The sequence below is a fragment of the Streptomyces sp. NBC_00872 genome (assembly GCF_045161915.1).
In the GTDB taxonomy this organism is placed as follows: domain Bacteria; phylum Actinomycetota; class Actinomycetes; order Streptomycetales; family Streptomycetaceae; genus Streptomyces.
Genome location: NZ_CP108806.1, coordinates 1,508,577 through 1,533,052, shown reverse-complemented (window position 1 = coordinate 1,533,052; position 24,476 = coordinate 1,508,577). Strand labels below are relative to the sequence as shown.

Below are 24,476 nucleotides of genomic sequence, written 5' to 3'. Positions count from 1 at the left end.
GTCGGCGGCGTCCCCGGCCCGGTGCTGTGGCCCAGGGCGGCTGTCGGAGAAGCCGGTGAGACCCCCGACGCCGGGCGCCTGGCCGCGTTCGAGGGTCTTATCCACCGACGCCGCGTGGGACTTCACACGCGGAATGTCACACGCGGGACGTCATATGTCGGCTTCCTACCGTGAACTGTCCAGGGGCCGCTGTTCGATGCCCGGGACGGCACCGAGGAGACGCCGCGTATAGGCGTGTTGAGGAGCGTCGAGTACGGCGGCGGTATCGCCCACCTCGACGATGTCCCCGCGATGGAGCACGAGCACGCGGTCCTCCCGGCCGCACCGGCGGTACCGAAGGGCTGTGCTCCACCGTGTCCGGCTCGCCGGTCAGCGCGTGCCGGATCTCGGGCAGCCGGACACAGGCCGAAGAACGGTCACCGTCGAGAGCCACCAGCGCGGGGCGCGAGCCGACGCACACCGGCGTACTCCAGCCGCACCGGTCGGCGAACCACGTCCCACGCGCCGTACGGCCAGTCTCATCGGGGGCTCTCACCCAGACATCTGGCTGCCGTCAAACGTCGCCGCCCGCCGACGCGACGGACGTCGGAGGCGCCGGGGGTTGGCGTCGACATCAAAGGGCACTTCGTGATGGTCGCGCTGACGACCACACCGATGGCGCAGCTCGAATTGTCCGCACTCGTCAAGATCGATGAATCGGTCATCACGGCGACCCTCGATTCCCTTGAGGTGAAAGGGCTGGTCGTCCGGGTACGAGATCTGCAAGACCGAAGGGTTCGCAGGCCGACACCTACCCCCCGCGGCCGTGAGATCTGCCTCCGTGCGAGCGAGGCGACGGAGAAGGCCGAGCGGGAGCTGCTTGAGCGCCTCGATCCGGGTCGCGCGATGTCTTCCTTGAGGTCCTCCGCAATTACGCGTTCGGCCTTTTTCTGGCGCGCGTGGCGGGCGTGGCGGGCGTGCGTCCCGGTTGCGTGGCGTGTGGCTCCTTCACCAAGGGCGAGTGATCGTGTTGGTGTCCAGGGTTACGGAGCCGTCGATGGCCAGGACCTGGCCGTTGACCGTCACACCGGCGTTCACGGTGATCGAAATCTGAGCCAGGACCCTTCCCGCGAAGTCGCTGTCAGTGCCCAGAGTGGCTGAACTACCGACCTGCCAGATGACGTTCCTGGCCGTGGCGCCGTTGACGAGGAGCACGTTGCTCGCGGTCGCCGTCGTCAGGGGCGATCCGATCTGGAAGACCCAGACGGCGTTGCGGTCGCCCTGGGCATCCAGTGTGAGTGTGCCGGTGAGCCCGATGGAAGAGGTGGCGTTGTAGACGCCGGGGAGCAGTGTGAGGCCGCCGAGGTCTCCGCTGATGCCGGCGTCAGGGATCCGGCCGACGGCGTCGTTGTACGTCGTGATCAGGTCGGCATGGCCCGCGGCGGCGACGGTGTCCGAGTTGTGGATACTCCCGTCGACTTGGCCGGGCGGGAATCCGGTGATGGACGCTCCCGGGCTCACTCCGAGATCTCCGGTGACGTTCGAGAGGCCGGTGTTGCTGACCGACGCTCCGCCCAGGACTGCGAAGAGTCCCAGATACGTATAGGCGTCCGTGGCGGTGGTGGTGCCACCGAGGGTGGTGACGGAGACATCGGCCGGGCCGAGCGCTCCGGCGGGCACCACGGCGTCGATCTCGGTGTCGGAGGCGACCCGGAAGGAGACGGCGGGTGTGCCGTCGAAGGTGACGCCGGTGGTGTAGGAGAACGCGGTCCCGGTGATGACGACGAGATCGCCGCCGTCCACCGATCCCGAGTCGAGGATGACGCCGGTGACGGAAGGCGAGTCGAGATAGGTATAGGTGACTCCGCCGGCGACTCCGCCCCTGGTGGTCACGGTGACCCCCACCGGACCCGAGGAGGCCGCCGCCGGGACGGTGACGGTGAGCCGGCCGTCCGAGTCGACGGTGAACACGGCGCTCTGCGTACCGAATCTGATCTCGCTCGTGGTGGAGAGGCCGAGACCGGTGAAGACCACCGTGTTGCCGCCTCCCAGAGGGCCCGCGGGAGGCGGGTCGATACGGAAGGAGGGCGGCGGCAGGTAGAAGAAGGTGCCCACGGTCCCCGTTCCGCCGGCGGTTGTGACGGAGACGGGAACGGCGCTGTGACCGGAAGGGGTGATGGTGTCAGTCGTGGTGTCGCTGATGACCGTGAAGCTCGTGGCCTGGCGGGTGCCGTAGCGCACCGCGGTGGTGCCCGTGAAGTGGCTCCCGGTGACGGTCACCGCATCGCCGCCACCGGTGGATCCCTGGTTCGGTGAGACCGGCATAGGGCGCTCCCTTGATGATCGCCGACGGACGGGGGGCGCGTCTCCAGGCAGCCCTTCCTTCGACGAAAGCGGTTCGACTACATTAAGTAGTCCACCGGTGGCACTCCGCGTCAATAGTCAAGGGGCTCATTCCGCCCGCGATGGAGTCGCGTTCGGTGCGAGCGTTCGGCGCATGGTCCTCGGGGCGCTGCGCCTTTGCCGCGAGTCATCTTGACGGTGGGGTCGGCTTGGCGTCGGTCGCAACGCGTACCTTGACCTCGGGGTCAAATTACGTTCGGTGGGTAGGTGCGACCATGGATGCCGACATATGACCAGGAGGACACCGGATGCGGGCCGACGCGCAACGCAATGCGGAGAAGCTGCGGAGAGCGGCTGCCGAGCTCTTCCAGGAGCGCGGTCTCCAGGCGCCCTTGAAGGAGATCGCCCGGCGGGCCGGGGTGAGCCACGGCACCCTGTACAACCTCTTCGGCACTCGTGAGGCACTGATCGACGACGTCGTCGCCGACCTCGCCGCGGAGCGGCTGGAGGAGGTGGCCCGCGAGGCCCTGGTCCGGGAGGACGCCTGGGACGGGTTCGCGTACTACATCGAGAGGATCTGCGAGCTGCAGGTCAGCGACCCGGCGATGCGCGACGTCATCACCGGGCGCTACCCGGACGCCGAGCGGCTGATGGCCGTGTGCGAGAGCGCCCGCGTCGACAGCGTGCGGATCATCGAGCGCGCCCAGCGGGCCGGCGGTCTGCGCCCGGACTTCACCAGCGGGGACATGGTGTTCGTCTTCGGCACCAACGCGCTGATCGCCCAGGCCGCGAAGGACACCGCCCCCGACGCCTGGCGCCGGGGCATCGCCTTCTTTCTCGACGGCCTGCGCAGCGAGGCCGCCCACCCACTGCCCACCGCCCCGCTGACCCCGCGGCAGCTCCACGAGGTGATGGCCAACGTCACCGGCACCCCTGCGCGGGGCCGGCGTGTGACGGCCGACGCGGCAGCCGGTGACGGGACGCCGTAGCCCGGCACCCGGCGTCCGCCCGGACTGGTGACCGGACCGCCCCCGTCGTAGACGCGGGCGAACTGGGCGTGGCTCGCCTCCTGCGGTGGGCGCCGGGTGCCGGTCCCGGTGTCGGCCGACGGTGTCAGCCGAGGCCGTCGGCGCCCACCTGGATCGCGGACTCGTCCAGAAGCGCCTCGCTGACGGGGCGCGGTGAGCCGTCGAGGTCAAGGACGGGTGTGGCCTCCTCGTGCCAGGACTCGATGACCGCGTTGCCCCAGAAGCCGCGGCGGCGGTCGTCGTGGACGTCCCAGGTCCAGGCATGGGTGGCCAGACCGTACCGGGTGGCGTTGGGCGGCTCGGGAGTGCGCCACCAGTCTGCTCGGGTGCGTCGTCGGCGACGTCGGCGACGTCGACGGCCGGCGGCGGTTGCCCCGGCCTCGTTGGCTCTCGCGAGGCTGACGACGCCAACTCCCTGAGCCCTGAGCCACGGGCGGATCCGGCTACCACTACGCCCACCCGTCAAACGCAACTTGACCCCAGGGTCAAGATATGTGTTACGGTCGACCGTAAGTCGACCCACGGGTCAAGATATCTCTCCGGTAAAGGTGACGCCATATGCCGAAAGTGATCGCCGTCTTCGGTGCCGGTAGCGGCCTGGGAGTGTCCCTGGCCCGCCGATTCGGCCGTGAGGGGTTCCGGGTCGCCCTGGTCGCCCGCCGCAAGGACCGGCTGGACGCCCTTGTCGAGCAGCTTGCCGGGGAAGGCATCGAAGCCGCGGCGTTCCCCGGCGACCTGTCCCTTCCCGCGGTGGCCCCGGTCCTCGTCGACGCCATCCGCGCGCACTTCGGGCGGATCGATGTCGTCGAGTACGGACCGATCGCCGGTGACATGACCTTCACCCCGGCCACCCGGGCGGACGCCGCCACACTGGAAGAGTTCTCACGGCTGCTGCTGCTCACGCCCGTGGAGGTCTTCCGTGCCGTGCTGCCGGAGATGACCGGGCGCGGCGACGGCGCGCTCCTGATGACCACCGGCTACACCGCCGTACAGCCGATGCCGTTCATGAGCGGTCCCGGCCCCCTCGCCGCCGCCGCGCGGAATTACGTCTACTCCCTCAGCGGTGAACTCAACGACACGGGCGTCTACGCCGGCACCCTCACCGTCGCCCACATCGTCACCGGGAGCGAAGCCGCCCAACGCGCCCGGACCGGTGATACCAAGGGCATTGGCGGCGAACTCCCCATCGGCGGCGAGCTCCCCACCGTCCACCCCGACGAACTCGCCCAGCACTACTGGGACATGTACACCAAACGCGACCGCGTCGAACAGGCCCACCCCGCGGAACTGACCCCGTCCAACAACACCACCACCACATGGTCCCCCACGACCAACACCAGTGACCGACACCACTGACTGACACCTCCACACCGCACAGCCCACCTGGACCGGCCCGGCGAACGCTCCACCCGGCAAGGGGTTTCACGGCCCGACGCGGTCGGCAGTGGGGCAAGACCTCCCCGGTGGTGAGAGCCGTCGGTTCTCACAGGGCTCCGGCCCGTCCCTGACTGGAGTACGTTTCAATGGCTCATACGGATACGGCGCCGGATGCGGGGTCGTTGCGGAAGAACGGTTCCCGGGCCGCCGGTGTGGCGGCCGGGCCGAGGCATCGCTGGTGGATTCTCGCCATGGTGGCCATGGCGCAGTTGATGGTCACGCTGGACGCGACGATCGTGAACATCGCTCTGCCGTCCGCCCAGGCGGATCTCGGTTTCTCGGACGGCAACCGGACCTGGATCGTCACCGCCTACTCGCTGGCTTTCGGGAGCCTGCTGCTGCTCGGCGGGCGGATCGCCGATCTCTTCGGCCGCAAGCCGGCCTTTCTGGTGGGGGTGGCCGGCTTCGCCGGTGCCTCCGCTCTGGCGGGTGCCGCGACCAGCTTCGAGATGCTGGTCGCCGGACGCGCGCTGCAGGGTGTGTTCGGCGCGCTGCTGGCACCCACCGCGCTGTCCCTGCTGACGACGACCTTCACCGACGCCAAGGAGCGGGCCAAGGCGTTCGGGATCTACGGCGCGGTCGCCGGCTCCGGGGCGGCCGTGGGCCTGCTGCTCGGCGGTGTACTCACCGAGTACCTGGACTGGCGCTGGACGCTGTACGTCAACCTCCTCCTCGCCGCGGTCCCGCTCATCGGCGGCTGGATACTCCTGAAGCGCACGGGCCGTGACCGCGGCGCCAAGCTCGACGTCCTGGGCACCCTCCTGGTGACCGGCGGCCTGTTCGGCATCGTCTACGGCTTCGCCAACGCCGAGCACGACGGCTGGAGCGCTGCCAACTCCTGGGGCTTTCTCACCGTCGGCACACTCCTGCTGGCCGTCTTTACCTGGTGGCAGACCAAGGCCGCGCACCCTCTGCTGCCTCTGCGCGTCCTGCTGGACCGCACCCGTGGCGCCTCGTTCATCTCGATGCTGATCACCAGCGCCGGCATGTTCGGTGTGTTCCTCTTTCTGACCTACTACCTCCAGCTGACCCTCGGCTTCTCCGCCGTGGAGACAGGCCTGGCCTTCCTGCCGATGGTCGGCTCGCTGATGATCGCCGCCACTCTGGCCACCAGCGTCCTGCTGCTCCGCGTCGGCCCCAAGATCGTGGTCACACTCGGCATGGGCCTGAGTGTCATCGGCCTGATCTGGCTGATCCGCCTCGACCTGAACAGCGCCTACGCCGGTGACGTCCTGCCCGGCCTGGTCCTTCTCGGCATCGGCATGGGCTTGGTCCTCGCGCCCGCGATGGCCCTCGCCACCAACGCGATCGCACCCCAGGACGCGGGCGTCGCCTCCGCCGCCGTCAACACCATGCAGCAGATCGGCGGTTCCATCGGCACCGCACTGCTCAACACCCTCGCCGCGGACGCCGCCGCCACCTATCTGACCGGCCGCGACCCCGCCGACCCGGTCGTCCAGGCGCAGGCCGCCCTGGAGTCCTATTCCACCGCCTACTGGTGGTCGGCCGCCTTCTTCGCGGCCGGTGTCCTGATCGCCCTGGTCGTCTACCGACGCGGCACTCCCAAGATGGGCGGCGACACCGCCCCCACCGTCCACATGTGAGCGGCATACGGACAGCCGCGCCCGCGCAGGGGACAGGGCCGGACCCGGCCCAGTACCCAGTACCCGCCCATCGCGGAACACCGCATCGCCGGAAGTCTCCGGAGCGCCCGCATGGATCGCGGCCCTCGCACGGCGTACGAACCAACCCAAGCAAAGGATCAGACATGACTCTCTCGGAACGACGGGACCAGGACCCACAGGCGCTGCTGCGTGATGTGGCGGCCCTGGCAGGGGAGTGGACCCTGGATTCCCCGCGATCCGCGGTCAAGCTCCGCACCTGGCACGCATGGGGCAGGAAACCGGTGGACGGTGTCTTCCGGACCGTGGCCGGACAGGGCACGGTCACCCCGGACGGGAAGATCAGCGGCACACTGTCCGTGGGGGCGGCCTCCATCGACACCGATCACGCGAAGCGTGACAAACATCTGCTCGGCCGCCACTTCCTGGCCGTCGAGCAGTACCCGGACATCGTCTTCGAACTCGACGCGATCACCCCCGACGCCGATCGCGTGAACGTCGCGGGAACCCTCACCGTGCGCGACCGGACCCTGCCGATCTCGTTCCCGGCGCAGGTCTCGGTGAGCGCCGGGGAGGTCACACTCGACGGCGTAGTGCTGATCGACCGAGGAGACTTCGGCATCACCCACAACATCCTCGGCATATCCGGGATGGAGAACACACTCACCCTCCACGCCGTCTTCACCAAGCGCTGATCACACGCCCGACGAAGCCGCCCGGCGACCCCACCCATCGGCCCCGTGGAAGTGATCTGGTCGACGACCAGTTGGGTCTCACCGGCGCTGCCAACCCCCGAGGACGTCCGGACCCGCCGCCTTGTGCCTCGGACCAACACTCCGGGGCCGGAGGGCCCGCGACAACAGGTCAACCCCTTTGGCACTGGGCACCTGGGGTCATCGTGGACCGTTTGAAGTCCTGTGCAGCCGCCGGGAGTTCGCCGGCTGGAGGAGCAGCTCGTACGCCGACGGCCCCCATCCCGATCATCGTCCGTTGACGGCGACGTCGACGGCAGCCGCACGGGCGGGAAACGGGTGGGCGGCACGCGGTTGTCGGAAGGACGAGCGCCGTTCGATTTGGCGGGGCCGCTGATCCAACGGTTCGGGCCGGCCGGGAAGCGATGTCAGACCCGGCTGGTAGAAGTGCTCCGTAGTGGAGTTCCCCGGCCGAGGAGTTGCCGTATGAGCGAGCTGTTCGTAAGCAAAACGCACATCGACGCGCTGCTGACAGCAGCTCTCAGGTGGAGCGAGTCGTATGAGTCCTGGCATCAACTGACCGTCCACGGGGAGACGTCCGCGCTCGGCGCTCCTGACAGCCGGACCACGATCGTGGTGAACGCGGAGAGCGCCGATGAACTGGGGCGGATCATCTGGGTGTATCACGTCGAGTACTGCGAATGGGAGGAGGACGCCCTAGAGGAGGCCCGTGCCTACGTTTTCGACCCACTGCCCGGGGAGCCCGACCCGGTGGTGATCCTGCGCGCCATCGCCTTCTACATGTACCAGACCCAGGCCGAGACACCCGAAGGTTGGTCGGACACCATTCCCTACGAGTTCATGATGAAGCTGCGGGACATGGCCATTTCCCAGCTTCCTGACATCAACAGGGTTCCCTGGGGGCTGGAAGACCGTGACATCTTCCTGAAGTGGGCGGCCCGCACGCCCAGCTGACATACGCGGCGAGGTTACGGAAGAGGATCGGGCGCTCGCGGTGCCGGCCGCACGGGGTCACACTCCGTGGCGACGGAGCCAGCCGAGCGCCCGCTGCCATCCGTCGGGTGCCGCGACGGGGCTGTAGTCGTCGCGGTAGTCGGCGTGGAAGCCATGGACGGCTCCGGGGTACACGGTGAACTCCACCTCGGGAGCGTCTGCCGGACGGGCCTCCAGCGCGGCCTTCATGCCGGTGACACCGGCGACAGGGATGACCGCGTCCTTCTCGGCGTAGAGGCCGAGGACCGGCGTCTTGAGCTCGGCGGCCAGGTCGATCGGATGCCTCGGGAACAGTTCCCTGCCGGGATACAGTCCGCTCGATGCGTCGTCGAGCACGCCGTACCAGGACACCGCGGCGTTCAGGCGGGCGTGCGCCGCGTGGAGCCAGGCCCACCGGCCGCCCCAGGAGAAGCCGTTGACACCGACGCGCGTACTGTCCCCGCCGTTGGCGACCGCCCACTTCACCGCCGCGTCGATGTCAGCCATCACCTGCTCGTCAGGGATGTGCTGGAGCAGTTCGGACACCAGACGGTCGACGTCGTCGACGAAAGCGGCGGCGTCTCCCTGACGAGCCATCAGGTCGGGAGTCACCGCGAGGTAGCCCTCGTGGGCGAAGCGCCGGGTGACGTCCTCGATGTAGGGGTGCATCCCGAAGGCCTCGGTCAGGACGATGACGACGGGCAGGTTCGTGCCGCCCGCCGGGCGGGCGGTGTACAGGATCACCTCGTCACCGGCCACGGTGATCGGGACGCGTGCTATGTCCAGGCCTTCACCGCCGGTGTGCACGACCGTCTTCTCCGCCGCGGGGCTCGCCGCCCGGACGACACGCTCCAGTGCCAGGTTCCGCGTTGACATGGTGCTCGTACTCCCTCTGCGCCTGCTGACGGACGGACGCCGTCAGAACTTTCCGTTGTCGTTCTGCCACTGGTCGCGCGGCGGGATGGGCTCGACGACTTCCCAGTGCTCGACCACCTTGTCCTCGCTGAGGCGGAACAGGTCGAACAGGGCGCTGTGGACGCCGCCGACGGTCCCCTCGCTCATCGTCAGCACGAAGTCGCCTTCACCCAGGACCCGGTGCAGTGTGTGATGCACGGTGGCGTCCTCGCCGTCGTTCGTGGTGAGCAGCCGCTCCAGCTCCTCGATGCCGTCGCCCCAGCGGTGGCTGTGCTGCACGAACTCCCCGCCTGCCAGGAACTCGGGAAGGGCCTCGACGGTCCGCGTGACGAGCACCTCGCGGACGAACCTCTCGGCGAGCTGCTTGTTGGACACCGTCTTGTGGAGGTCGGTCGGCTCGGTGGGCCCGTCGAACACGGTCCTGCCGCCGGATCCGGCCCCTTCGGGCACAGGCTCCAGGTTGTCCCAGTGCTCGACGATCCGCTCGTCCTCCCAGCGGTGGATCTCGAATCCGGCGACGTGGCCGTAGCCGTGAAGGTGGTACTCGATGTGGGCGAAGGAGATGTCGCCGTCCTCGAAGGCCCGGATCGGGTTGACCTTGCTGCTTCCCTCCGGCAGCTCGTCGAAGAACCGCAGGAGGGGACCGAGGCCGTCGCCGAGGTTGACGTTGTGCTGCACGTACCGGCGGGAGTCGATGTAGTGCAGCGGATGGCGCTTGCCGGTCTCGATGCTCTTGGAGATCGCGGTGGTCCTGTCCTTCTTGCTGATGGGCACTCTCGATCGCTCCGTTCCGCGTTGGTCGGTCTGTCGGTCTGTCCGTCTGTGTGACGCCCGCCTGCGGCCCAGGGCGACCGGACACGGCCTAGGCGCGTTCGCGACGTGAATCGATGTTCACGCCGGTACGGCGAAGACCACCTGAGATGGAGGAAAGAGACGCGATCAGGAGCGATGGTGAACGATCCGTCGTCCGGGGAACGCTGAGGGACGCATCGCGACACCTCACCCCGGCGGGACGTACCGCGACACCGCACCCCGGTGGGACGCGGCCGGATCGGCGGCCGGATCGGGGGCCGGGGCCAGGTCAGGTGTCAGGACCGGGGCCGGGTCAGGCGTCAGGACCCCGAGCCGAGTCCAGGACCCCGAGCCGAGTCAGGGCCGGGCCGGTCCCGGCCCGTCCGGCCCCTCGGCCTGGCCGGCCCAGGGATCGACCGGGACGACCCGCCGGGACCGGCCCTCGGAGTCGAGGAGATGCCCGTGCACCTTCTCCAGGTGCAGCACCAGCCGCCGGTCCGCGATCTCCACGCCACCGTGCGTGGAGAAGAGCTTTCCGACGAAGGAGTCCAGGTGCTCGGGAGAGCGCAGATTGACGATGAGTACGAGATTCGCCGCCGAGACGACCGGAGCGCAGAAGCGGACCTCCGCCCACCGGCCGAGGTCGCGCCCCACGGACTCCACGTCGGCGTCCGGAACCTTGAGCCACAGCAGGGCGGCGAGCGGAAACCCGGCGAGCGGGCGTGCCATGTCGGCGCGGAAGGCGATCTGGTCACGCCGGCGCATCCGGTCCATCCGGCGGCGGACTGCCTGCGGGGTGCTCCCGAGCTCTTCGGCGAGTTCCGGGTACGGACGCCGCGCGTCGGCGCCGAGCGCGAGGAAGAGCCGACGGTCCTGTGGGTCGACCGCGGTGTGAGGCAGTTGCCGGGGGGACTCCTCCCGTACCCGCGCGGCCGTCGTACGGTTCAGGACGCGCAGCCGCCATGCGGGGCCGCCGAAGATCTGCGAGTAGACGTGCGAGCGCACGCGCCTGACGTCCAGCTTCGCGATCGTCTCGAAGAGGAAGGTCCGCAGCGCCTGGACCGTGGGGGACACCGATATGACGTAGAGGTCGAAGTCACCGGTGGTGCGCCCCACCGTGAGGACCTCCGGGATCTCGCACAGCAGGCGGACGATCTCGTCCGTCCCGCCGTGGGGACACGCCAGCTCGACGAACGCGCCGCGCGCCCAGTCGGACCCCATCGTGGCGCAGGTCCACGCCGCTCCCGAGGCGGTCAGGGACTTCCAGTGCCGCGCGGCCGTCACCGGCGAGAGGCCGAGCGCCGAGCCGATGGCGGCCCAGCTGGCCCGGGGGTTGATCTGGACGGCGTCGACGAGTTCGAGGTCGGTTTCCGTCAGGACGTCCATGGCACTGCCCTCGCGGGTGTCGGGATCGGTCGCACCGCGGTCCTCTCGTGTCACATTCCTTCGCCATCGCCTGATACTCCCACCCGCTTGCCAGCATTCTGCGTGCGCCGCCAATGCCCGGTGCGTGCGCCGCCAACGTCCGTGCGTACGTCGCCAACGTCCGGTGCGTGGGCCGCCGACGTCCGTCCGTGCGTGCGCTGCCGCTGCCCGGTGCGTACATCGCCGATGTCCGGTGTGTACGTCGCCCGCGTCCGCTGCGTACGCGATGACCGGCGACGAGCGGCACCGCCGAGAACCCCTGCCCCCTCCGGAAAGGCCACCCGTGACCAGTCTCCTCATCAGAGGTTCCCGCCTGTTCGACGGCACGGGAGCCGCCGAACGTCGCGCGGACGTGCTGCTCGTGGAAGGGGCGATCGCCGCCGTCGCCGCCCCCGGAACCCTGTCCCGCGTGGCGGCGGACCGGGTCGTCGACGCCGACGGGCTGGCGCTGGCGCCGGGATTCATCGACGCGCATTCGCACGCGGACTCCGTCCCGTTCCTGCCCGGGATCGACGCCAGCAAGATCAGCCAGGGCGTCACCACCGAGGTCGTGGGGAACTGCGGCTTCTCCCTGGCACCCCACCCCGCCGACAGGTCCTCGGAGATCCAGGAGATGTGCGGCCGGCTCTTCCCGAGCCTGCCCTACGACTGGAGCACGACTGCGGAGCTGTACGAGCGTACCGACCATGCGGGCTATACCGTCACACCGTTCCGCTCGTGGGGCACCACACTCTCCGCGCTGCCGTGATGGGGATCGACGACCGGGCCCCGTACCCGGCGGAGACGGCGGAGATGAGCGCCCACCTCCGCGCCGCGATCTCCGCCGGCGCCTTCGGGCTCTCCTCGGGGCTGATCTACGCACCCGGCGTCTTCGCGACGGTGGACGAGCTGGCCGCGCTCGCGGCCGGGCTTCCGGTCGACGGCGTCTACGCGACCCATCTGCGCGGTGAGGGGCCGCGGCTGCTCGACGGCGTCGCGGAGGCGATCACCGTCGCCGAGCGCGTGGGCTGCCGCCTCCAGGTCTCCCACCTGAAGGCCGCCGGGAAGGACGCGTGGGGCAGCGTCGTGCCGGCGATGGAGCTGATGGATCTCGCGTGGAAGCGGGGCGTGGACGTCCACCACGACGTCTACCCGTACGAGGCCAACAGCACCATGCTGATGAGCTGCCTCCCGCCGTGGTTCCAGGACGGCGGTCACGAGGCGACGGTACGGCGCCTGCGCGACCCTTCCGCGCTGGCCCGAGCCGAAGATGAACTCGCACGCGATGACGGCACCTGGGAGAACTGGGTGGGCGGTTCCGGATGGCCGAACGTGATGATCGCGTCCACCGCGAACCACGAGTTCGAGGGCCTCACACTGGACCGGGTCGCGGAACTGCGCGGAACCACACCGTTCCAGGCCCTGGTCGATGTCCTCGTGTCGAACGGCCTCAGAGCGACGATGTCCGTGTTCGCCATGTGCGAGGAGGACGTCGAGGCCGTTCTGCGGCACCCCCGCGCGCTCGTGGGCTCCGACGGCCTGCCGCCGGGCCAGGGCGGCAAGCCGCACCCCAGGCTCTACGGGACGTTCACCCGGGTCCTCGCACGCCATGTCCGGGAGAAACAAACGCTCAGCCTTCCGGAGGCCATCGCGAAGATGACGTCCCGCACCGCGAAGGTCTTCGGTATCGAGGAGCGTGGTGTCGTCCGGCCGGGCGCGGCGGCCGACGTCGTCCTGTTCGACCCCGACCGTGTCCAGGACAAGGCCACCTTCCTCGAACCCACCCGGGTCTCGGAGGGCATCGAGATGGTGCTGGTGGGCGGGGTCGTCGGATGGGAACGGGGCGAGGCGACGGGAGTGCGCGGGGGGCGGCGGCTACGGCCCGGTGCGGAACCGGCCGGAACCGGAGGGAGAACCCCCACCGGGGGATGACGGAGTCCGAAACCGATTCGAGCGGAGCCCACCGCCCCACAGATGTCCCGGAGGTGCGCGTGACCCGGTGGAACTACCCCCAGCTGCGTCTGGACGTGACGGCGCTGGACGACAACATCGCCACCATGGCGGCCTGGTGTGCCCAGCGCGACGTGCGACTGGCCCCGCATGTGAAGACGACCATGTCGGCACCCATCATCGAACGTCAACTCGCGGCGGGAGCGGTCGCGTTGACGGTCGCGACCTACAGCCAGGCCGCGACGCTCGCCTCGTGGGGGCACCCGCGGATCCTGATCGCGAACGAGGTCGTGGAGGCGGCGGTGCTCAGGCGTATGAGTGCCGACCTCGACCGTGATCCGGACCTGGAGATCCGGTTCCTGGTGGACTCGCCCGCAGGTGTCCGCGCCGCCCACGACGCGTTCGGTCCGGGCCGGCGTCCTGCCGAGGTCCTGCTCGACGTCGGCGCGGCCGGCGGACGCACGGGGGTACGCGGCCGGCAGGACGCGCGGAGCCTGGCCGAGGCGGTCGCCGCGAGCCCGCACCTGAGGCTCGTGGGGGTGGCCGGATACGAGGGTGTCGTGCCCAACGAACGCACCGACGACGTCATCGCCCGGGTCGACGAGCACTGCGCCAGGACCAGGGATGTCTTCCTCGACGTCACGGACCTCTTCGCGACCGACGCCCCGGTCTTCACGATGGGCGGATCCGCCTTCCCCGACCGCGTGGTGCGGTACCTGCCGGACACGGCGGCGGTACCCGGTACCGTACGGCTGCTGCGCCCAGGCTGCTACGTCACCCACGATCACGGCACATACGCCCACGTCAACCCCGTTCCCGGCCTCACACCGGCGCTGTCCGTCCACGCCCTGGTCCTCTCCACACCCGAACCGGGGATCGCCGTGATCAACGCGGGGAAACGCGAACTCCCGCACGACGCCGGTCTCCCGATCGTCCTGGCGGTACGTGACGCGCACGGTACGCCGAGACCGGCCACGGCGAACGTCGCGCGGCTCTTCGACCACCACGCCGTCCTCCACCACCACGTGGACGGGCTCCGCGTCACCGATCGCGTCGAACTCGGCATCTCCCACCCCTGCTCCGCCTTCTCCCGCTGGAGCAGCTACCTGGCCGTCGCGGCGGACGGCGACCTCGACGTATGGACCACGGACTTCACCGGCGGCACTCCCCACCCGTAACGGTTCATGTCCTGAACCCGTAGCCCGCGAGGGCTGTCACTTCTTGTTGTTCTCGGTGCTGTAGGAGCGGGCTCCCGTGCCGACGAGCTTGCCGTCCTGGACGATGAGGTACTCGTCTCGGATCGGGCGGCCCTCCAGCCAGGACTCCAGGATCTCCCTGGTTCCGGCGGCGTATCGGGCCTGTGCCGGGAGCGACGAGCCCGACATGTGCGGTGTCATTCCGTGGTGGGGCATGGTGCGCCAGGGGTGGTCGGCCGGCGGGGGCTGGGGGAACCACACGTCGCCCGCGTATCCGGCGAGTTGACCGCTCTTGAGGGCGCGGACTATCGCGTCGCGGTCGACGATCTCCGCACGGGCCGGGTTGACGATGTAGGAGCCCCTCTTCATCGAGCCGATGAGCTCGTCGTCGAACAGTTCCTCGGTGGCGGGTACGAGCGGCGCGTGGATGGAGACGACATCGCACACCTGCACCATCGAGCGGATGTCCTGGTGATAGGTGAGGTCCAGTTCCTCCTCCAGTTCCGTACGGCGGTGGCGGGAGCTGTAGTGGAGTTTCACACCGAACGGCTTGAGGCGGCGCATGACGGCCCGGCCGATCCGTCCGGCCGCGAAGATTCCCACATTCATGGCTTCGAGGTCGTAGGAGCGTTCGACGCAGTCGGCGATGTTCCAGCCGCCCTTGAGTACCCACTGATAGGAGGGGAGGTAGTTGCGTACCAACGCGAGGATCTGCATCACCGTGTGCTCCGCGACGCTGATGCTGTTGCTGTAGGTGATCTCGGCGACGGTGACACCGTGTTCCATGGCCGCGTCGAGGTCGACATGGTCGGATCCGATGCCTGCCGTGATCGCCAGCTTGAGCCGGGGGGCCCTCGCCATGCGCTCAGCCGTCAGGTAAGCGGGCCAGAAGGGCTGGGAGATCACGACGTCCGCGTCGGGCAGTTCGCGGTCGAGGACCGAGTCGGGCTCTTCCTTGTCGCTGGTGACCACCAGGGTGTGGCCCTCTTTTTCGAGGAAGGGGCGCAGACCCAGCTCACCCGAGACGCTGCCCAGGAGATGACCCGGCACGAAGTCGATGTCGTGCGGTGTCGGGACTGTCTGCCCGCCCGGATATCTTTCGATTTCGGGGATCGAATTCCGGGCGTACGTCGGGGGATATCCGTCGACGGGGTCGTCGTACAGAACACATACGATCTTGGACATGCTGGTCTCCTTGATCGTTCAGTCTGCCACTGCCTTGTCACGTTGCGCAACGGAGCGCTGCCGAAGCTGAGCTTCCCAGGAAGAAATGCCGTGAGCCGCATGGCGTGTTGACCCTTCAACCACTTTGTGCCGGGTAACTGGCCTTTGGGTCCCATCTATCCATCTAAAGAGACGTGTGCCACGCACGCAAACGGGCGAGTGGGCTCGCCATGAGCGCGTGGCCGGAGCGGCATGGTGCACTGTGGTGCGGTGCATTCCTGTCCGAGCAATGGCCGCCCCGCACGCTGTGTGCGCAGCCGATCGAAGTGAGCAGAGAGGCGTCAGAAATGTGGAATGATATTTTTGAACTACACATCACGGTCGCCGAAAAAGTAACTCGGACACTGCTGGTGTATGTCCTCATTCTGATCCTTTTCCGCTTCGCGGGAAAGCGTGACCTTGCGAACCTCAACGCATTCGACTTCGTCGTCATCTTCCTTCTGTCGAATGTCGTCCAGAACGCGATCATTGGGGACGACCAAAGCGTGACAGGTGGCGTGATCGGTGCTACCACATTGGTCGCGGCCAACGCTGCCATCAACCGCTGGCTGGCGGTCGACGAGCGGGCCGCTCACATCATCGAAGGGACACCGACCACGGTTATCGAGGAGGGGAAGCCCGTGCAGAAGGCGATCAAACGTCTCGGATTGCGTTCTGATGAACTGGGCGACGCCGTACGCAAACAGACCGGCAGTGAGATCAGCGGTGTCGCCCACTCCCGCCTGGAGCCCGACGGACGACTTGTCGTCGTGCTTCGGAGGGAGGAGAGGAACGCGACTCGGAGCGACATCGACGAATTGAAACGCCGGCTCATCACCATCGAAGAGCTTCTGCGTCCCCGCACCGAACAAGCCGATTGAAGAGGGTCGTATGGCGTTTTGATCGCACTCGTTCCTACCGTCGGGTGAGCGGCGATGCCGTCGTCGGCGGAAATCAGCTGTTTCCGCTGCCTCGGGTCAGACGTACGGGGCGCGCGCCGACGTGGACACGGATGATCTGGTACGGGGGTACGCGGTCGTCGACGTCGTCGTTGAACAGCGGTGTTCTGGGCAGTTGGTTCACGCTGACGTAGAGGTAGCCGTCCGAGGCCAGGGCCAGCGTGTCCGGCCACAGCAGAGCGGGGCCGTGCAGAAGCGTCGACCAGCCACCGTCCGGGGCGCGCTTGAGGACGGCACTGTGTTCGTAGGCTGTCGCGTAGACGTTGCCGGCGGTGTCCGACTCCAGCCCGTCGGAGGCGCCCTTGTCACCCAGGTCCACGACGGCCGCTGCTACTTGCTCGTCGCCGAGTGACCGGTCGATCAGGGCGCTGGTCGGCACGCTGTAGAGACGCCGGCCGGAAAGCGGGCAGTAGTACAGAAGGGAGCCGTCCGCACTGATCGCGATGCCGTCGGCGCCGACTGTGTAATTCTCACGCACCGTACCTTGAACGATCGCGCGGAACCCGTCCGTCGCCTTGGCGGACGCGTTCCCCCGCAGCCGACTCCAACTCCGCTCCGATCCGAGGTCGACCACGATGAGTGCGCCCTCGGGCTGGGAATCGGTGACGTACGCGTATCCACCCGATCCACGGGAGAAATCGAAACGCACATCATTGAGGTAGGTCGTCGAGTTCAGTGCCTCGGCGTCGAGGCGCACGATGCGAACGACCTGATCGTCAGCCGGATCGACCTCGACGAGTTTCGGCCCGTTCTCGACCCACGGTGCGAAGGATTGGCTCCCCGTGTCAAGCAGCCAGACATGTCCCGCAGGATCGGTGATCACGCTCTGCACGGAGACAAGGCTGTCAGCACTGCTCGCCGGTGCCCATTTATTGATCTCGGTACTCGGATAGGCCACAGCCTGGCCCTTCACCACTTCGGCGACGGTGTACGGGACGTCATCGCCCCATCGCGGGAACGATACGAAGATTCGTCCCTCATCGGTCACGGTGACACCCGTCGGCATCAGGTCGGTGAACTCCGCGACTACCTCGTAGTCCGGTGCGACCCAACTCCCCAGAGGAGGGGCTTCGTGTGCCGGGGCGGGAGCGGTTGATCGGGTGGACATGGATCTCTCCTTCCATGGGATTCACCGGGCGATGCCAGGACATGCCCACGGACATAGCGTTGAATTGCCCGCCAAGTTCGCGAGTCCGTTAGTCCGTGAGCCGGTAAGCCATCGGTACGCCGAAGGACTCGGTGAAAAGCATTCCTGACGGCCGACTCGGAGCCCCAAGCTCTTACGTGTCGGCAACAGCGTCCAGGCGAACAAGAATACGCGGCCACGGGCGAAGTCGCAGGTTCGCAGGCTCTGATGCGATCTGCGTGGCGGCCTGGGTTTACCGCTGTGGCCCTGTCGCTCGTCCGTCCCTCGGATCCCGGTCCTTCTGCGCGCGTCCGCGTGGCCGGGGCCCGGCCGACAGCCCCGTCGTGATCAGGCCCGCCGTGCGGCGGGTCGCCGCGACCACATGGTCCGAGACGCCGTCGCCGCCCGGCACCATCACCCACACCGCACCGGTGTCGCGCGGTGAGAGCCGCAGTGGGGCGGCGACACAGCTGACACACGGATCCGCCTCACCCGCGTCCAGCACGGGGCGCATGTCCCCCAGATGGGCTGCTTCCTGGGCACGGATAAGGGCCAGCCGTCCAGTCCTGAGCCCGGTGGCGGTCGGCAGGTCGTCGCGCACCGCCATCCCGGGGGCCGGCTCGACGGCCAGTGGCCGTACGCCCGGCAGGACCTCGACGATCAGCCCGCCGCGCGGCACTTCGACGCTGAGCGCGACCAGCCCACCGGTCACCTTCGCGAGTTCCATGAGCGGCCGCCGGGCCACCGCACGCAGCCGGGGCTCGCCCGGGGCGGCTGAACCGAGCTGGACGAGGGTGGCACCGATGCGCCACCAGGCACCGTTGCGTTCGACCGCGCCGACGTCCGCCAGCTGGCCGAGGAGCCGGGCCACGGTCGTGCGTGGCAGGCCGCAGGCTCGCTGAAGGTCGCTGGTGCGGGCGACTCCGAGCTCGCGCAACGCGGTGAGCAGGTCGAAGGCACTGCCTATGACGGCGCGCGCCGACCCGCTACCGGGCGTGTCTGCCGACGCGTTCGGGAACACTCCGTGCATAGACGAAGCCTCTCATGCGGCCGGTGCGCAGGGGGTGTGACCTTGTTCCGCTTTGACGGACGGCAGGCACCGTCGCAGTGGTGCGACCAGCACCGTCGCAGTGGTGCGACGGCGGGGACGGTGCTGGTGTGAGCCGCGTATCGGCAGCGGTCGAGGCGCACTGTCACACCGGAAACTTCACCTGGGTGAGTTCCTCGGAGAGTTCCCACAGGCGGGCCTGCATCTCCGTGTCATGGGATTCTTTGCTCGACCGCACGGCCTTCGGGTGTCCCTTGCTTTCCAGGAAGCCGCCCGGACCGTAGTACTGGCCCCCCACGGCGTCAGGGTCGGTGGCCGCGCGAAGGGTGGGCCACGCGCCCTGTTCGGAGGACTGGAACAGGAGCGGCCGGATGACCACGGCGAACGCCGCGCGCACAGCAGGGCTGAAACTGCCAACCGTTCTGCGGGCTCCTTCCGTGTCCGAGCCGCCGGGGTGTGCGGCGAGCGCCACGGGTCCGCTCCGGCCGGAGAGGCGCCGCTGCAGTTCGTACGTGAACATGATGTTCGCCAACTTCGACTGCGCGTACGCACCCGTCGTGCTGTATTGCCGAGCTGTCCAGTGAACGTCCTCCGCCACCATGCCGTCGGTCCTGCGCTCATCAGCGCTGCTGACCGTGACGACACGCGAACCCGCTACGTCGAGCATCTGCTCGATCAGCAGGCCTGTGAGGGCGAAGTGTCCCAGGTGGTTGGTGCCGAAATGCAGCTCGAATCCATCGACCGTGGTCTGATGCGGGACGCGCATGACCCCGGCGTTGTTGATGAGCAGGTCGAGGCGTGGATGCGCGGCTCGCAACTCCTCCGCTGCCGCCCTCACGGAAGCCAGCGACGACAGGTCCAGTCGCTGCACCTCCACCCGCGCCTGAGGCGCTTCGCCGGTGATCCTCGCGCGTGCGCGGTTGCCCTTCTCCGGGTCGCGCACCGCCAGTACGACAGTCGCCCCGCGAACAGCCAGCGCTCGGGCCGCTTCGAAACCTATCCCCGAGCCGGCGCCTGTGATGACAGCGGTTCTGCCGCGCTGGTCAGGTATGCGGGCCGCGGTCCAACGCTGACTCATATATCCTCCACTAGAATCGGAATGTGCGTTCCGTTTGGCACCGTACCGGAACGGACGCTCCGCATACAAGGAGGGGATTTGAACCACGCCGTCAAGCCGCTGAGAGCGGACGCCGCTCGCAACCGGGCCCGACTGATCGAGGTCGCCACCCGGACATTCGCCCAGGAGGGCGGTCAAGTGCCGATCCAGGAGATCGCGCGGCGAGCGGGCGTCGGAGCAGGGACGCTTTACCGGCACTTCCCCACGAAGGAGGCGCTTTTCGAGGCGATCATCGCCGACCGGTTGCAGCAGGTCATCGACCGCATACAGAGCCGGGCTGCCGCGGACCCTGCCGAGGGGCTGTTCATCTTCCTCGCCCACATGACCCAGCAGGGCGCCTTGGACCTGGGACTGCAGGAGGCGCTCTCCGGCAGCGGCTTCGATCTCGAGACCGCCCTGCCCGAAGTGGAACGGACCTTCACGGCCACCATCGCCGAGCTTCTCGCCGCAGCCCAGGAAGCCGGAACCGTACGCGGCGACCTGGAGGTGGTCGACGTGAAGACCCTCATCGTCGGCCTTCAGGCGATGTGCCGTTTCCGTGGCGCCAGCGAGGTGGCGGAGCGCATCGCTCCCGCCATACGCAGATGCCTGTCACCCGCGGACACGCCTCTCGCATGAACCCTCGGGTGGCGATGGGCGGCCACCGGCGACAGCCGCCCATCGCCGGTACCGACAGCCGCCCACCGTCACCCACCGCCCCGCGTTCGTCACCCACCGCCCCGCGTTCGCCGCGGGTGACCACTGAGCGGTCACCGACCAGCCGCCCGGTCCCCGCCCCGCCTAACGTGCGCCGCTATGAACGATTTCTGCACGACAGCCGACGTCGTACTCGTCGGGGCGGGACACAACGCACTGGTGGCCGCTGCCTATCTGCTCCGGGCCGGCCGGAGCGTGTGCCTGATCGACCGCATGGAACAGCCCGGCGGTTGGGTGCGGACGGACGAACTGGGCGCGCCCGGCTACCTGCACGACCGGTGGTCCGCCCTGCACCCGGCTCTCGTCGGCGGCCCGGTCTGGGCGGAGCTGGGCCCGGATCTGCGCCGGCACGGTCTGGACTATGTGGTGGCGCCGCTGGCCACCGGGTCCTCGCTCCCGGACGGCCGGACGGCGATCGCGCCCGTCGCCCCGGAGGCGCTCGCCGCGGAGCTCGACCGGCTCGGGGAGTCCTCCGGCTGGGGTGCTCTCTTCTCCGGCGTCGGGCCGTACCTCCCCACCCTGTTCGGCCTGCTCGGTGACGGCTTGGACGGTCCCGTCGCGCAAGCCGCGTTCGCGGAGCTGAGCAGTGGAAGCCGGGAGAGCGCGATACCGTTCGAGCGCCTCCTCACAGGCGACGCGCTGGAGCTGGTGAACGAGCACTTCCGGACCGAGGAAATGCGTTCTCTGGTGGCGCCGTGGCCGTTGCACCTTGGCGCGGGCCCCGAGGCGCCCGGCAGCGCTCTGTGGGCGGCTGTGGCCCTGGCCACCCTCACGGTCGGCAATCCCACGCCGGTGGGCGGGTCCGGCCGGCTCGCCGAGGCACTGGCCGACCTGGTCACCGAGCGTGGTGGCGACATCCACGTCGGGGTGGACGTGGACGAGATCCTTGTACGGGACGGCCGCGCCGTCGGCGTGCGGACCACCGACGGGGCGACGGTCAGGGCGAGTGAGGCGGTCGTCGTTTCGACGCCCCCGGACCTCCTGTACGGCCGACTGCTGCGGAACGCACCCGGCATCCCGGCAGGAATACGCGGCCAGGCCGGGGCCTACCGATACCGGCGCGGCTGCTTTCAGATCAACCTCGCCCTGTCCGCCCGGCCCCGGTTCACCGACAGCCGGCTCGACCAGGGCGGTGCCATCAACCTCGGACGCGGTGTGAACGCGCTTGTGACGTCCGTCCGGCAGGCGGAGGCCGGCGTGCTGCCGGAGCATCCGTCCGTCTCCTGGCACGAGCCGACCGCCGTCGATCCTTCTCGCGCCCCCGCGGGGCACGCCGTGGTGCGGCTCCAGGTGCTCGACGTACCGCACAGTCCGTCCGGGGACGCCGCGGGAACGTCCTACGGGGCCGGCGGATGGGACGTGGCGACGGCGGAGGCTTTCGCGGACCGGGTCGTCGCCGAGGCCGAGTCGCACGCGCCGGGCTTCGCCGACCTCGTGGTGGAACGCCACATCACAACACCCGCCGACCTCGCACTGCACAACCCCAACGCCGGGCCCGGTGATCACGCGCAGGGAGACAACTCACTGGCCCAGGCGTTCACACGGCGCCCCATGGCGGCTCACCGCGGTGGCTACCGCACCGCTGTCCCCGGCTTGTGGCAGATCGGCGCCGCGACCTGGCCGGGCCCCGGTGTCAGCGGTGGCTCCGGCCGGAACATCGCCCACGTCCTCACACGTGACAACTTCGCGTCGTGACCCGGGCCGCTCACACCTTCGGGTGCGCCGCGGGGTACGGGCCGGCGATCAGACCACAGCGGAACTCAGGGAAGTGCACATGACCGCAAACGCCGACACGGGCAACGGTATGACGCTGGGCGAGACCACGATTGCCCGCGCCGTGGCTCAGATGCAGCGGGGCGGAAGGCTTCGTCCCGTCTACGAACTGTCGCACGTCTACTCCGACAGGATGCCGCTGTCCCCGTTCGCGGAGCCGATCGGCATCACGTACAAACCGACCGAGTACCTCGCCTCCCATGCCGGGAACGGCGAAGTGCTGACGGGCCAACTGGGCAGCCAGGGAACCAAGATGGATGCCTTGGGTCATTTCGGATATATGGCTGCGGACGGGCGGACTCTCTATTACGGAGGACTTGAGCAGGCCGAGGTGAAACCCACCGACGACTCCCCACTGCTGCGTCTCGGAATCGACGAGGTGCCTCCCGTCATCACCAGCGGAGTACTGCTGGACGCCACCCTTCTGAAGGGCGGCAGTCTGTCCGCCGGGGAACAGCTCACCGAGCGGGACATCCGGGCGATGCTGGAGAACCAACGGCTCAGGGACCTCGCACCGGGCGATGCCCTGCTCATCCGCACCGGCTGGGAGGACAAGTGGTCGGACGGCAATCCCGATCCGGCGGACACCGCTTACTACCGGGCGGGGCCCGGTCTCTCCCGTGACGCCGCGCTGTTCATCGCCTCCAAGGAAGTGGCCTGTGTGGGAATGGACGTTCCGTTCCTGGACGCCGTGAGTGAGGGATATCTGCAGGGCGCCGCCGAGGCGCCGGCTGACGCGCCTGCCGATCTGCCCTTCGTCGTTCATCACCAGAACCTGACGCAGGCCGGCATCTACCAGATCCACAACCTGCGGCTCGCCGAACTCGCGGCAGACCGGGTGTATCTCTCGGCGACGATTATTCTGCCGCTTCGGATCAAGGGGGCCGCCCACTCGGCAGTCCGCCCGGTGGCCATCGGCGGGCCCTACGACGCCGCAATCGGCGACCCGGCCTGAGCGACGGCGCCGGCCGTGAGGCCGAGGTCGCCGTCGACCGACCTCGACAGGACGAGCCGTCGCCGCCGGCGACGGCTCGTCCGCCGCAGTGCCGGTCAGGGCGAACAGCGGTCGAAGGACTGAACGGGCCCCGGAACCTGTCGGGGTATGTGGGCCCGGTGGGTCGGCACCCGTCGGAGTGTGTGGGCCGTCGGAGCATGTGGGCCGGTCGGTCGGCCGCGATGCCGAGCGCGGGCCGCGATGCCGGACCCGTCCGCGGTGATCACGCGAACAGCCTGGTCAGCCGCTTGCGCCGTCCATCCGTCGGAATGGACGGCCAGGACCGTCCTCCGCGGGACGTCGGCCGAGATGAGATCGCAGCCGCTGCATCTCCTCGACCAGAGTGGCGCCGGCCGTCTCTACTTCCTTCGGGCCGAACCGGGACTGCGGAGCCGTGATGCTGCAGACCGCCAGTCCCTGCTGCAACCAGGGGATCGGCGCGGCGATCGACACGGCACCCGCGACGGTTTCCGCCACGCTGACGGTGTAGCCGCGCCTTCGGCTCGTCTCCAGCTCGGTCAGCAGCGCATCGACCCCTCTGAGCGGGTCGGGGACCTCCGGGTCGGCGACGAGCTCGCGGATCGCCGAGTCGTGCAGTGTGATGAGCAGGGCCTTGCCGGCCGCACCCCGTGTAAGGGGATAGTCCTCGCCGACACCGGCCTCGATGCGGTCCGGATGCGGGCTGACCATCTCATGGGTGCAGGTGCGCTGATTTCCCAGACGCCAGAAGACGCCGACCGTCTCCCCGGTCAGCGCACGCAGCCGGATCAGGGTCGACTGGGTCTGTGCCACGACACCGTCGCGCTGCAGCATGACACCGGACAGCCTGAGGATTTCCGGCCCAGGGCTGTAGGTCCGGGTGGACTTGTCGAATACCAGGAAATGCTCTGCCTCAAGGGCGCGCAGCAGACGATACGCCGTCGGTAATGAGTAGCCGAACTTCTCAGCGACTTCCCGTCCACTCAGATTGGGCTGGCGGGCCGAGAACGCGTGCAGGATCGACAGGGCGCGGAAAACGCTTCGAGTTCCTGTGACAGCAGGCTCAACCGTGTCCTTCAGGGCTTCAGCCGATCTGCTCGTGCTTGTCGGAAATCGACGTGACGGCACCGTATCCACAGGGTTCTTCCCTCCTGTCAGGTCAGCGGCGGGGAAGTGTCGCCCTGCAGGTCCGGGCGATCCGGGCTTTCCTGCTTCCCATCATACAGTTCG

Annotated in this window: 23 protein-coding genes and 1 pseudogene; 13 read left to right on the top strand and 11 right to left on the bottom strand. The window is 68.6% G+C overall.

Annotated features, from left to right (window positions below; genetic code table 11):
• Nucleotides 1–165 precede the first annotated feature (165 nt).
• On the bottom strand, nt 166–306 hold the full coding sequence (locus OG214_RS06580) for a hypothetical protein (RefSeq protein WP_405984129.1): 141 nt from the start codon (nt 304–306) through the stop codon (nt 166–168).
• Between OG214_RS06580 and OG214_RS06575 the strand changes: the two are divergent.
• Nucleotides 292–765, top strand: a pseudogene (locus tag OG214_RS06575) (hypothetical protein); the annotation flags it as partial. The gene OG214_RS06580 and the pseudogene OG214_RS06575 overlap by 15 nt on opposite strands.
• 222 nt (nt 766–987) lie before the next feature.
• On the opposite strand, the gene OG214_RS06570 reads toward OG214_RS06575, so the two are convergent.
• The gene (locus OG214_RS06570; protein ID WP_405984128.1) at nt 988–2,304 is read right to left on the bottom strand and encodes an ice-binding family protein; all 1,317 of its coding nucleotides are present in this window, start codon (nt 2,302–2,304) and stop codon (nt 988–990) included.
• Nucleotides 2,305–2,630: 326 nt separating this feature from the next.
• Between OG214_RS06570 and OG214_RS06565 the strand changes: the two genes are divergently transcribed.
• Nucleotides 2,631–3,311, top strand: coding sequence for a helix-turn-helix domain-containing protein (locus OG214_RS06565; protein WP_363081525.1), 681 nt, complete (start codon nt 2,631–2,633; stop codon nt 3,309–3,311).
• Between the two features lie 124 nt (nt 3,312–3,435).
• Here OG214_RS06565 and OG214_RS06560 read toward each other — a convergent pair whose 3' ends face one another.
• Nucleotides 3,436–3,816: a hypothetical protein gene (locus tag OG214_RS06560; RefSeq protein WP_405984127.1), complete on the bottom strand. Its 381-nt coding sequence runs from the start codon at nt 3,814–3,816 to the stop codon at nt 3,436–3,438.
• Nucleotides 3,817–3,908: 92 nt separating this feature from the next.
• Between OG214_RS06560 and OG214_RS06555 the strand changes: the two genes are divergently transcribed.
• The 4 genes from OG214_RS06555 to OG214_RS06540 all read left to right on the top strand — a co-directional run bounded on the left by OG214_RS06555 (nt 3,909) and on the right by OG214_RS06540 (nt 8,076).
• Nucleotides 3,909–4,706 carry an SDR family NAD(P)-dependent oxidoreductase gene (locus OG214_RS06555; RefSeq protein ID WP_405984126.1) on the top strand — a complete coding sequence of 266 codons (798 nt, stop codon included), beginning with the start codon at nt 3,909–3,911 and terminating at the stop codon, nt 4,704–4,706.
• Between the two features lie 167 nt (nt 4,707–4,873).
• Nucleotides 4,874–6,391 carry an MFS transporter gene (locus OG214_RS06550; RefSeq protein WP_405984125.1) on the top strand — a complete coding sequence of 506 codons (1,518 nt, stop codon included), beginning with the start codon at nt 4,874–4,876 and terminating at the stop codon, nt 6,389–6,391.
• 164 nt (nt 6,392–6,555) lie between these two features.
• On the top strand, nt 6,556–7,104 hold the full coding sequence (locus OG214_RS06545) for a YceI family protein (RefSeq protein ID WP_405984124.1): 549 nt from the start codon (nt 6,556–6,558) through the stop codon (nt 7,102–7,104).
• Between the two features lie 483 nt (nt 7,105–7,587).
• Nucleotides 7,588–8,076, top strand: a complete 489-nt coding sequence (locus OG214_RS06540; RefSeq protein WP_363081520.1) for a hypothetical protein — start codon at nt 7,588–7,590, stop codon at nt 8,074–8,076.
• Between the two features lie 57 nt (nt 8,077–8,133).
• Here OG214_RS06540 and OG214_RS06535 read toward each other — a convergent pair whose 3' ends face one another.
• The 3 genes from OG214_RS06535 to OG214_RS06525 all read right to left on the bottom strand — a co-directional run bounded on the left by OG214_RS06535 (nt 8,134) and on the right by OG214_RS06525 (nt 11,241).
• A complete protein-coding gene (locus OG214_RS06535) occupies nt 8,134–8,970 on the bottom strand; it encodes a dienelactone hydrolase family protein (RefSeq protein ID WP_405984123.1) in 837 nt (278 codons plus the stop codon).
• A gap of 42 nt (nt 8,971–9,012) precedes the next feature.
• Entirely contained in the window at nt 9,013–9,783 is a 771-nt protein-coding gene (locus OG214_RS06530) for a hypothetical protein (protein ID WP_405984122.1), read from the bottom strand.
• Between the two features lie 375 nt (nt 9,784–10,158).
• Nucleotides 10,159–11,241, bottom strand: coding sequence for an Lrp/AsnC family transcriptional regulator (locus tag OG214_RS06525; RefSeq protein ID WP_405984121.1), 1,083 nt, complete (start codon nt 11,239–11,241; stop codon nt 10,159–10,161).
• Between the two features lie 268 nt (nt 11,242–11,509).
• Here OG214_RS06525 and OG214_RS06520 point away from each other — a divergent pair, with 268 nt between their 5' ends.
• From OG214_RS06520 to OG214_RS06510, 3 genes are read left to right on the top strand one after another with little or no spacing between them, the layout of a single operon-like run.
• Entirely contained in the window at nt 11,510–11,974 is a 465-nt protein-coding gene (locus OG214_RS06520) for an amidohydrolase family protein (RefSeq protein WP_405984120.1), read from the top strand.
• Complete coding sequence (locus OG214_RS06515) at nt 11,944–13,137, top strand: amidohydrolase family protein (protein ID WP_405984119.1); 1,194 nt, start codon at nt 11,944–11,946, stop codon at nt 13,135–13,137. The genes OG214_RS06520 and OG214_RS06515 overlap by 31 nt, the downstream gene beginning before the upstream one ends.
• Before the next feature lie 59 nt (nt 13,138–13,196).
• Nucleotides 13,197–14,333, top strand: coding sequence for an alanine racemase (locus OG214_RS06510; protein WP_405984118.1), 1,137 nt, complete (start codon nt 13,197–13,199; stop codon nt 14,331–14,333).
• A gap of 36 nt (nt 14,334–14,369) precedes the next feature.
• Here OG214_RS06510 and OG214_RS06505 read toward each other — a convergent pair whose 3' ends face one another.
• Complete coding sequence (locus OG214_RS06505; protein ID WP_405984117.1) at nt 14,370–15,536, bottom strand: NAD-dependent formate dehydrogenase; 1,167 nt, start codon at nt 15,534–15,536, stop codon at nt 14,370–14,372.
• 209 nt (nt 15,537–15,745) lie between these two features.
• Here OG214_RS06505 and OG214_RS06500 point away from each other — a divergent pair, with 209 nt between their 5' ends.
• The gene (locus OG214_RS06500; protein WP_405984116.1) at nt 15,746–16,435 is read left to right on the top strand and encodes a DUF421 domain-containing protein; all 690 of its coding nucleotides are present in this window, start codon (nt 15,746–15,748) and stop codon (nt 16,433–16,435) included.
• 73 nt (nt 16,436–16,508) lie between these two features.
• Here OG214_RS06500 and OG214_RS06495 read toward each other — a convergent pair whose 3' ends face one another.
• From OG214_RS06495 to OG214_RS06485, 3 genes are all read right to left on the bottom strand, one after another.
• Entirely contained in the window at nt 16,509–17,621 is a 1,113-nt protein-coding gene (locus OG214_RS06495) for an SMP-30/gluconolactonase/LRE family protein (RefSeq protein ID WP_405984115.1), read from the bottom strand.
• 271 nt (nt 17,622–17,892) lie between these two features.
• The gene (locus tag OG214_RS06490; RefSeq protein WP_405984114.1) at nt 17,893–18,669 is read right to left on the bottom strand and encodes a helix-turn-helix domain-containing protein; all 777 of its coding nucleotides are present in this window, start codon (nt 18,667–18,669) and stop codon (nt 17,893–17,895) included.
• Nucleotides 18,670–18,832: 163 nt separating this feature from the next.
• Nucleotides 18,833–19,765, bottom strand: a complete 933-nt coding sequence (locus OG214_RS06485) for an oxidoreductase (RefSeq protein ID WP_405987442.1) — start codon at nt 19,763–19,765, stop codon at nt 18,833–18,835.
• Between the two features lie 78 nt (nt 19,766–19,843).
• On the opposite strand from OG214_RS06485, the gene OG214_RS06480 reads away from it, so the two are divergent.
• From OG214_RS06480 to OG214_RS06470, 3 genes are all read left to right on the top strand, one after another.
• Nucleotides 19,844–20,422 (top strand): TetR/AcrR family transcriptional regulator, encoded by a 579-nt coding sequence (locus OG214_RS06480; RefSeq protein ID WP_405984113.1) that lies wholly within the window; start codon nt 19,844–19,846, stop codon nt 20,420–20,422.
• Between the two features lie 177 nt (nt 20,423–20,599).
• Entirely contained in the window at nt 20,600–22,195 is a 1,596-nt protein-coding gene (locus OG214_RS06475; RefSeq protein WP_405984112.1) for a phytoene desaturase family protein, read from the top strand.
• A gap of 79 nt (nt 22,196–22,274) precedes the next feature.
• A complete protein-coding gene (locus tag OG214_RS06470; RefSeq protein ID WP_405984111.1) occupies nt 22,275–23,228 on the top strand; it encodes a cyclase family protein in 954 nt (317 codons plus the stop codon).
• Between the two features lie 279 nt (nt 23,229–23,507).
• Here OG214_RS06470 and OG214_RS06465 read toward each other — a convergent pair whose 3' ends face one another.
• Nucleotides 23,508–24,383, bottom strand: a complete 876-nt coding sequence (locus OG214_RS06465) for an IclR family transcriptional regulator (protein WP_405984110.1) — start codon at nt 24,381–24,383, stop codon at nt 23,508–23,510.
• Nucleotides 24,384–24,476: the final 93 nt, after the last annotated feature.

Coding starts and splice junctions, on each gene's coding strand:
- OG214_RS06570 (WP_405984128.1), bottom strand. CDS start 2,304: ATGCCGGTCTCACCGAACCAGGGATCCACCGGTGGCGGCGATGCGGTG.
- OG214_RS06565 (WP_363081525.1), top strand. CDS start 2,631: ATGCGGGCCGACGCGCAACGCAATGCGGAGAAGCTGCGGAGAGCGGCT.
- OG214_RS06555 (WP_405984126.1), top strand. CDS start 3,909: ATGCCGAAAGTGATCGCCGTCTTCGGTGCCGGTAGCGGCCTGGGAGTG.
- OG214_RS06550 (WP_405984125.1), top strand. CDS start 4,874: ATGGCTCATACGGATACGGCGCCGGATGCGGGGTCGTTGCGGAAGAAC.
- OG214_RS06545 (WP_405984124.1), top strand. CDS start 6,556: ATGACTCTCTCGGAACGACGGGACCAGGACCCACAGGCGCTGCTGCGT.
- OG214_RS06540 (WP_363081520.1), top strand. CDS start 7,588: ATGAGCGAGCTGTTCGTAAGCAAAACGCACATCGACGCGCTGCTGACA.
- OG214_RS06535 (WP_405984123.1), bottom strand. CDS start 8,970: ATGTCAACGCGGAACCTGGCACTGGAGCGTGTCGTCCGGGCGGCGAGC.
- OG214_RS06505 (WP_405984117.1), bottom strand. CDS start 15,536: ATGTCCAAGATCGTATGTGTTCTGTACGACGACCCCGTCGACGGATAT.
- OG214_RS06500 (WP_405984116.1), top strand. CDS start 15,746: ATGAGCGCGTGGCCGGAGCGGCATGGTGCACTGTGGTGCGGTGCATTC.
- OG214_RS06495 (WP_405984115.1), bottom strand. CDS start 17,621: ATGTCCACCCGATCAACCGCTCCCGCCCCGGCACACGAAGCCCCTCCT.
- OG214_RS06490 (WP_405984114.1), bottom strand. CDS start 18,669: ATGCACGGAGTGTTCCCGAACGCGTCGGCAGACACGCCCGGTAGCGGG.
- OG214_RS06485 (WP_405987442.1), bottom strand. CDS start 19,765: ATGAGTCAGCGTTGGACCGCGGCCCGCATACCTGACCAGCGCGGCAGA.
- OG214_RS06475 (WP_405984112.1), top strand. CDS start 20,600: ATGAACGATTTCTGCACGACAGCCGACGTCGTACTCGTCGGGGCGGGA.
- OG214_RS06470 (WP_405984111.1), top strand. CDS start 22,275: ATGACCGCAAACGCCGACACGGGCAACGGTATGACGCTGGGCGAGACC.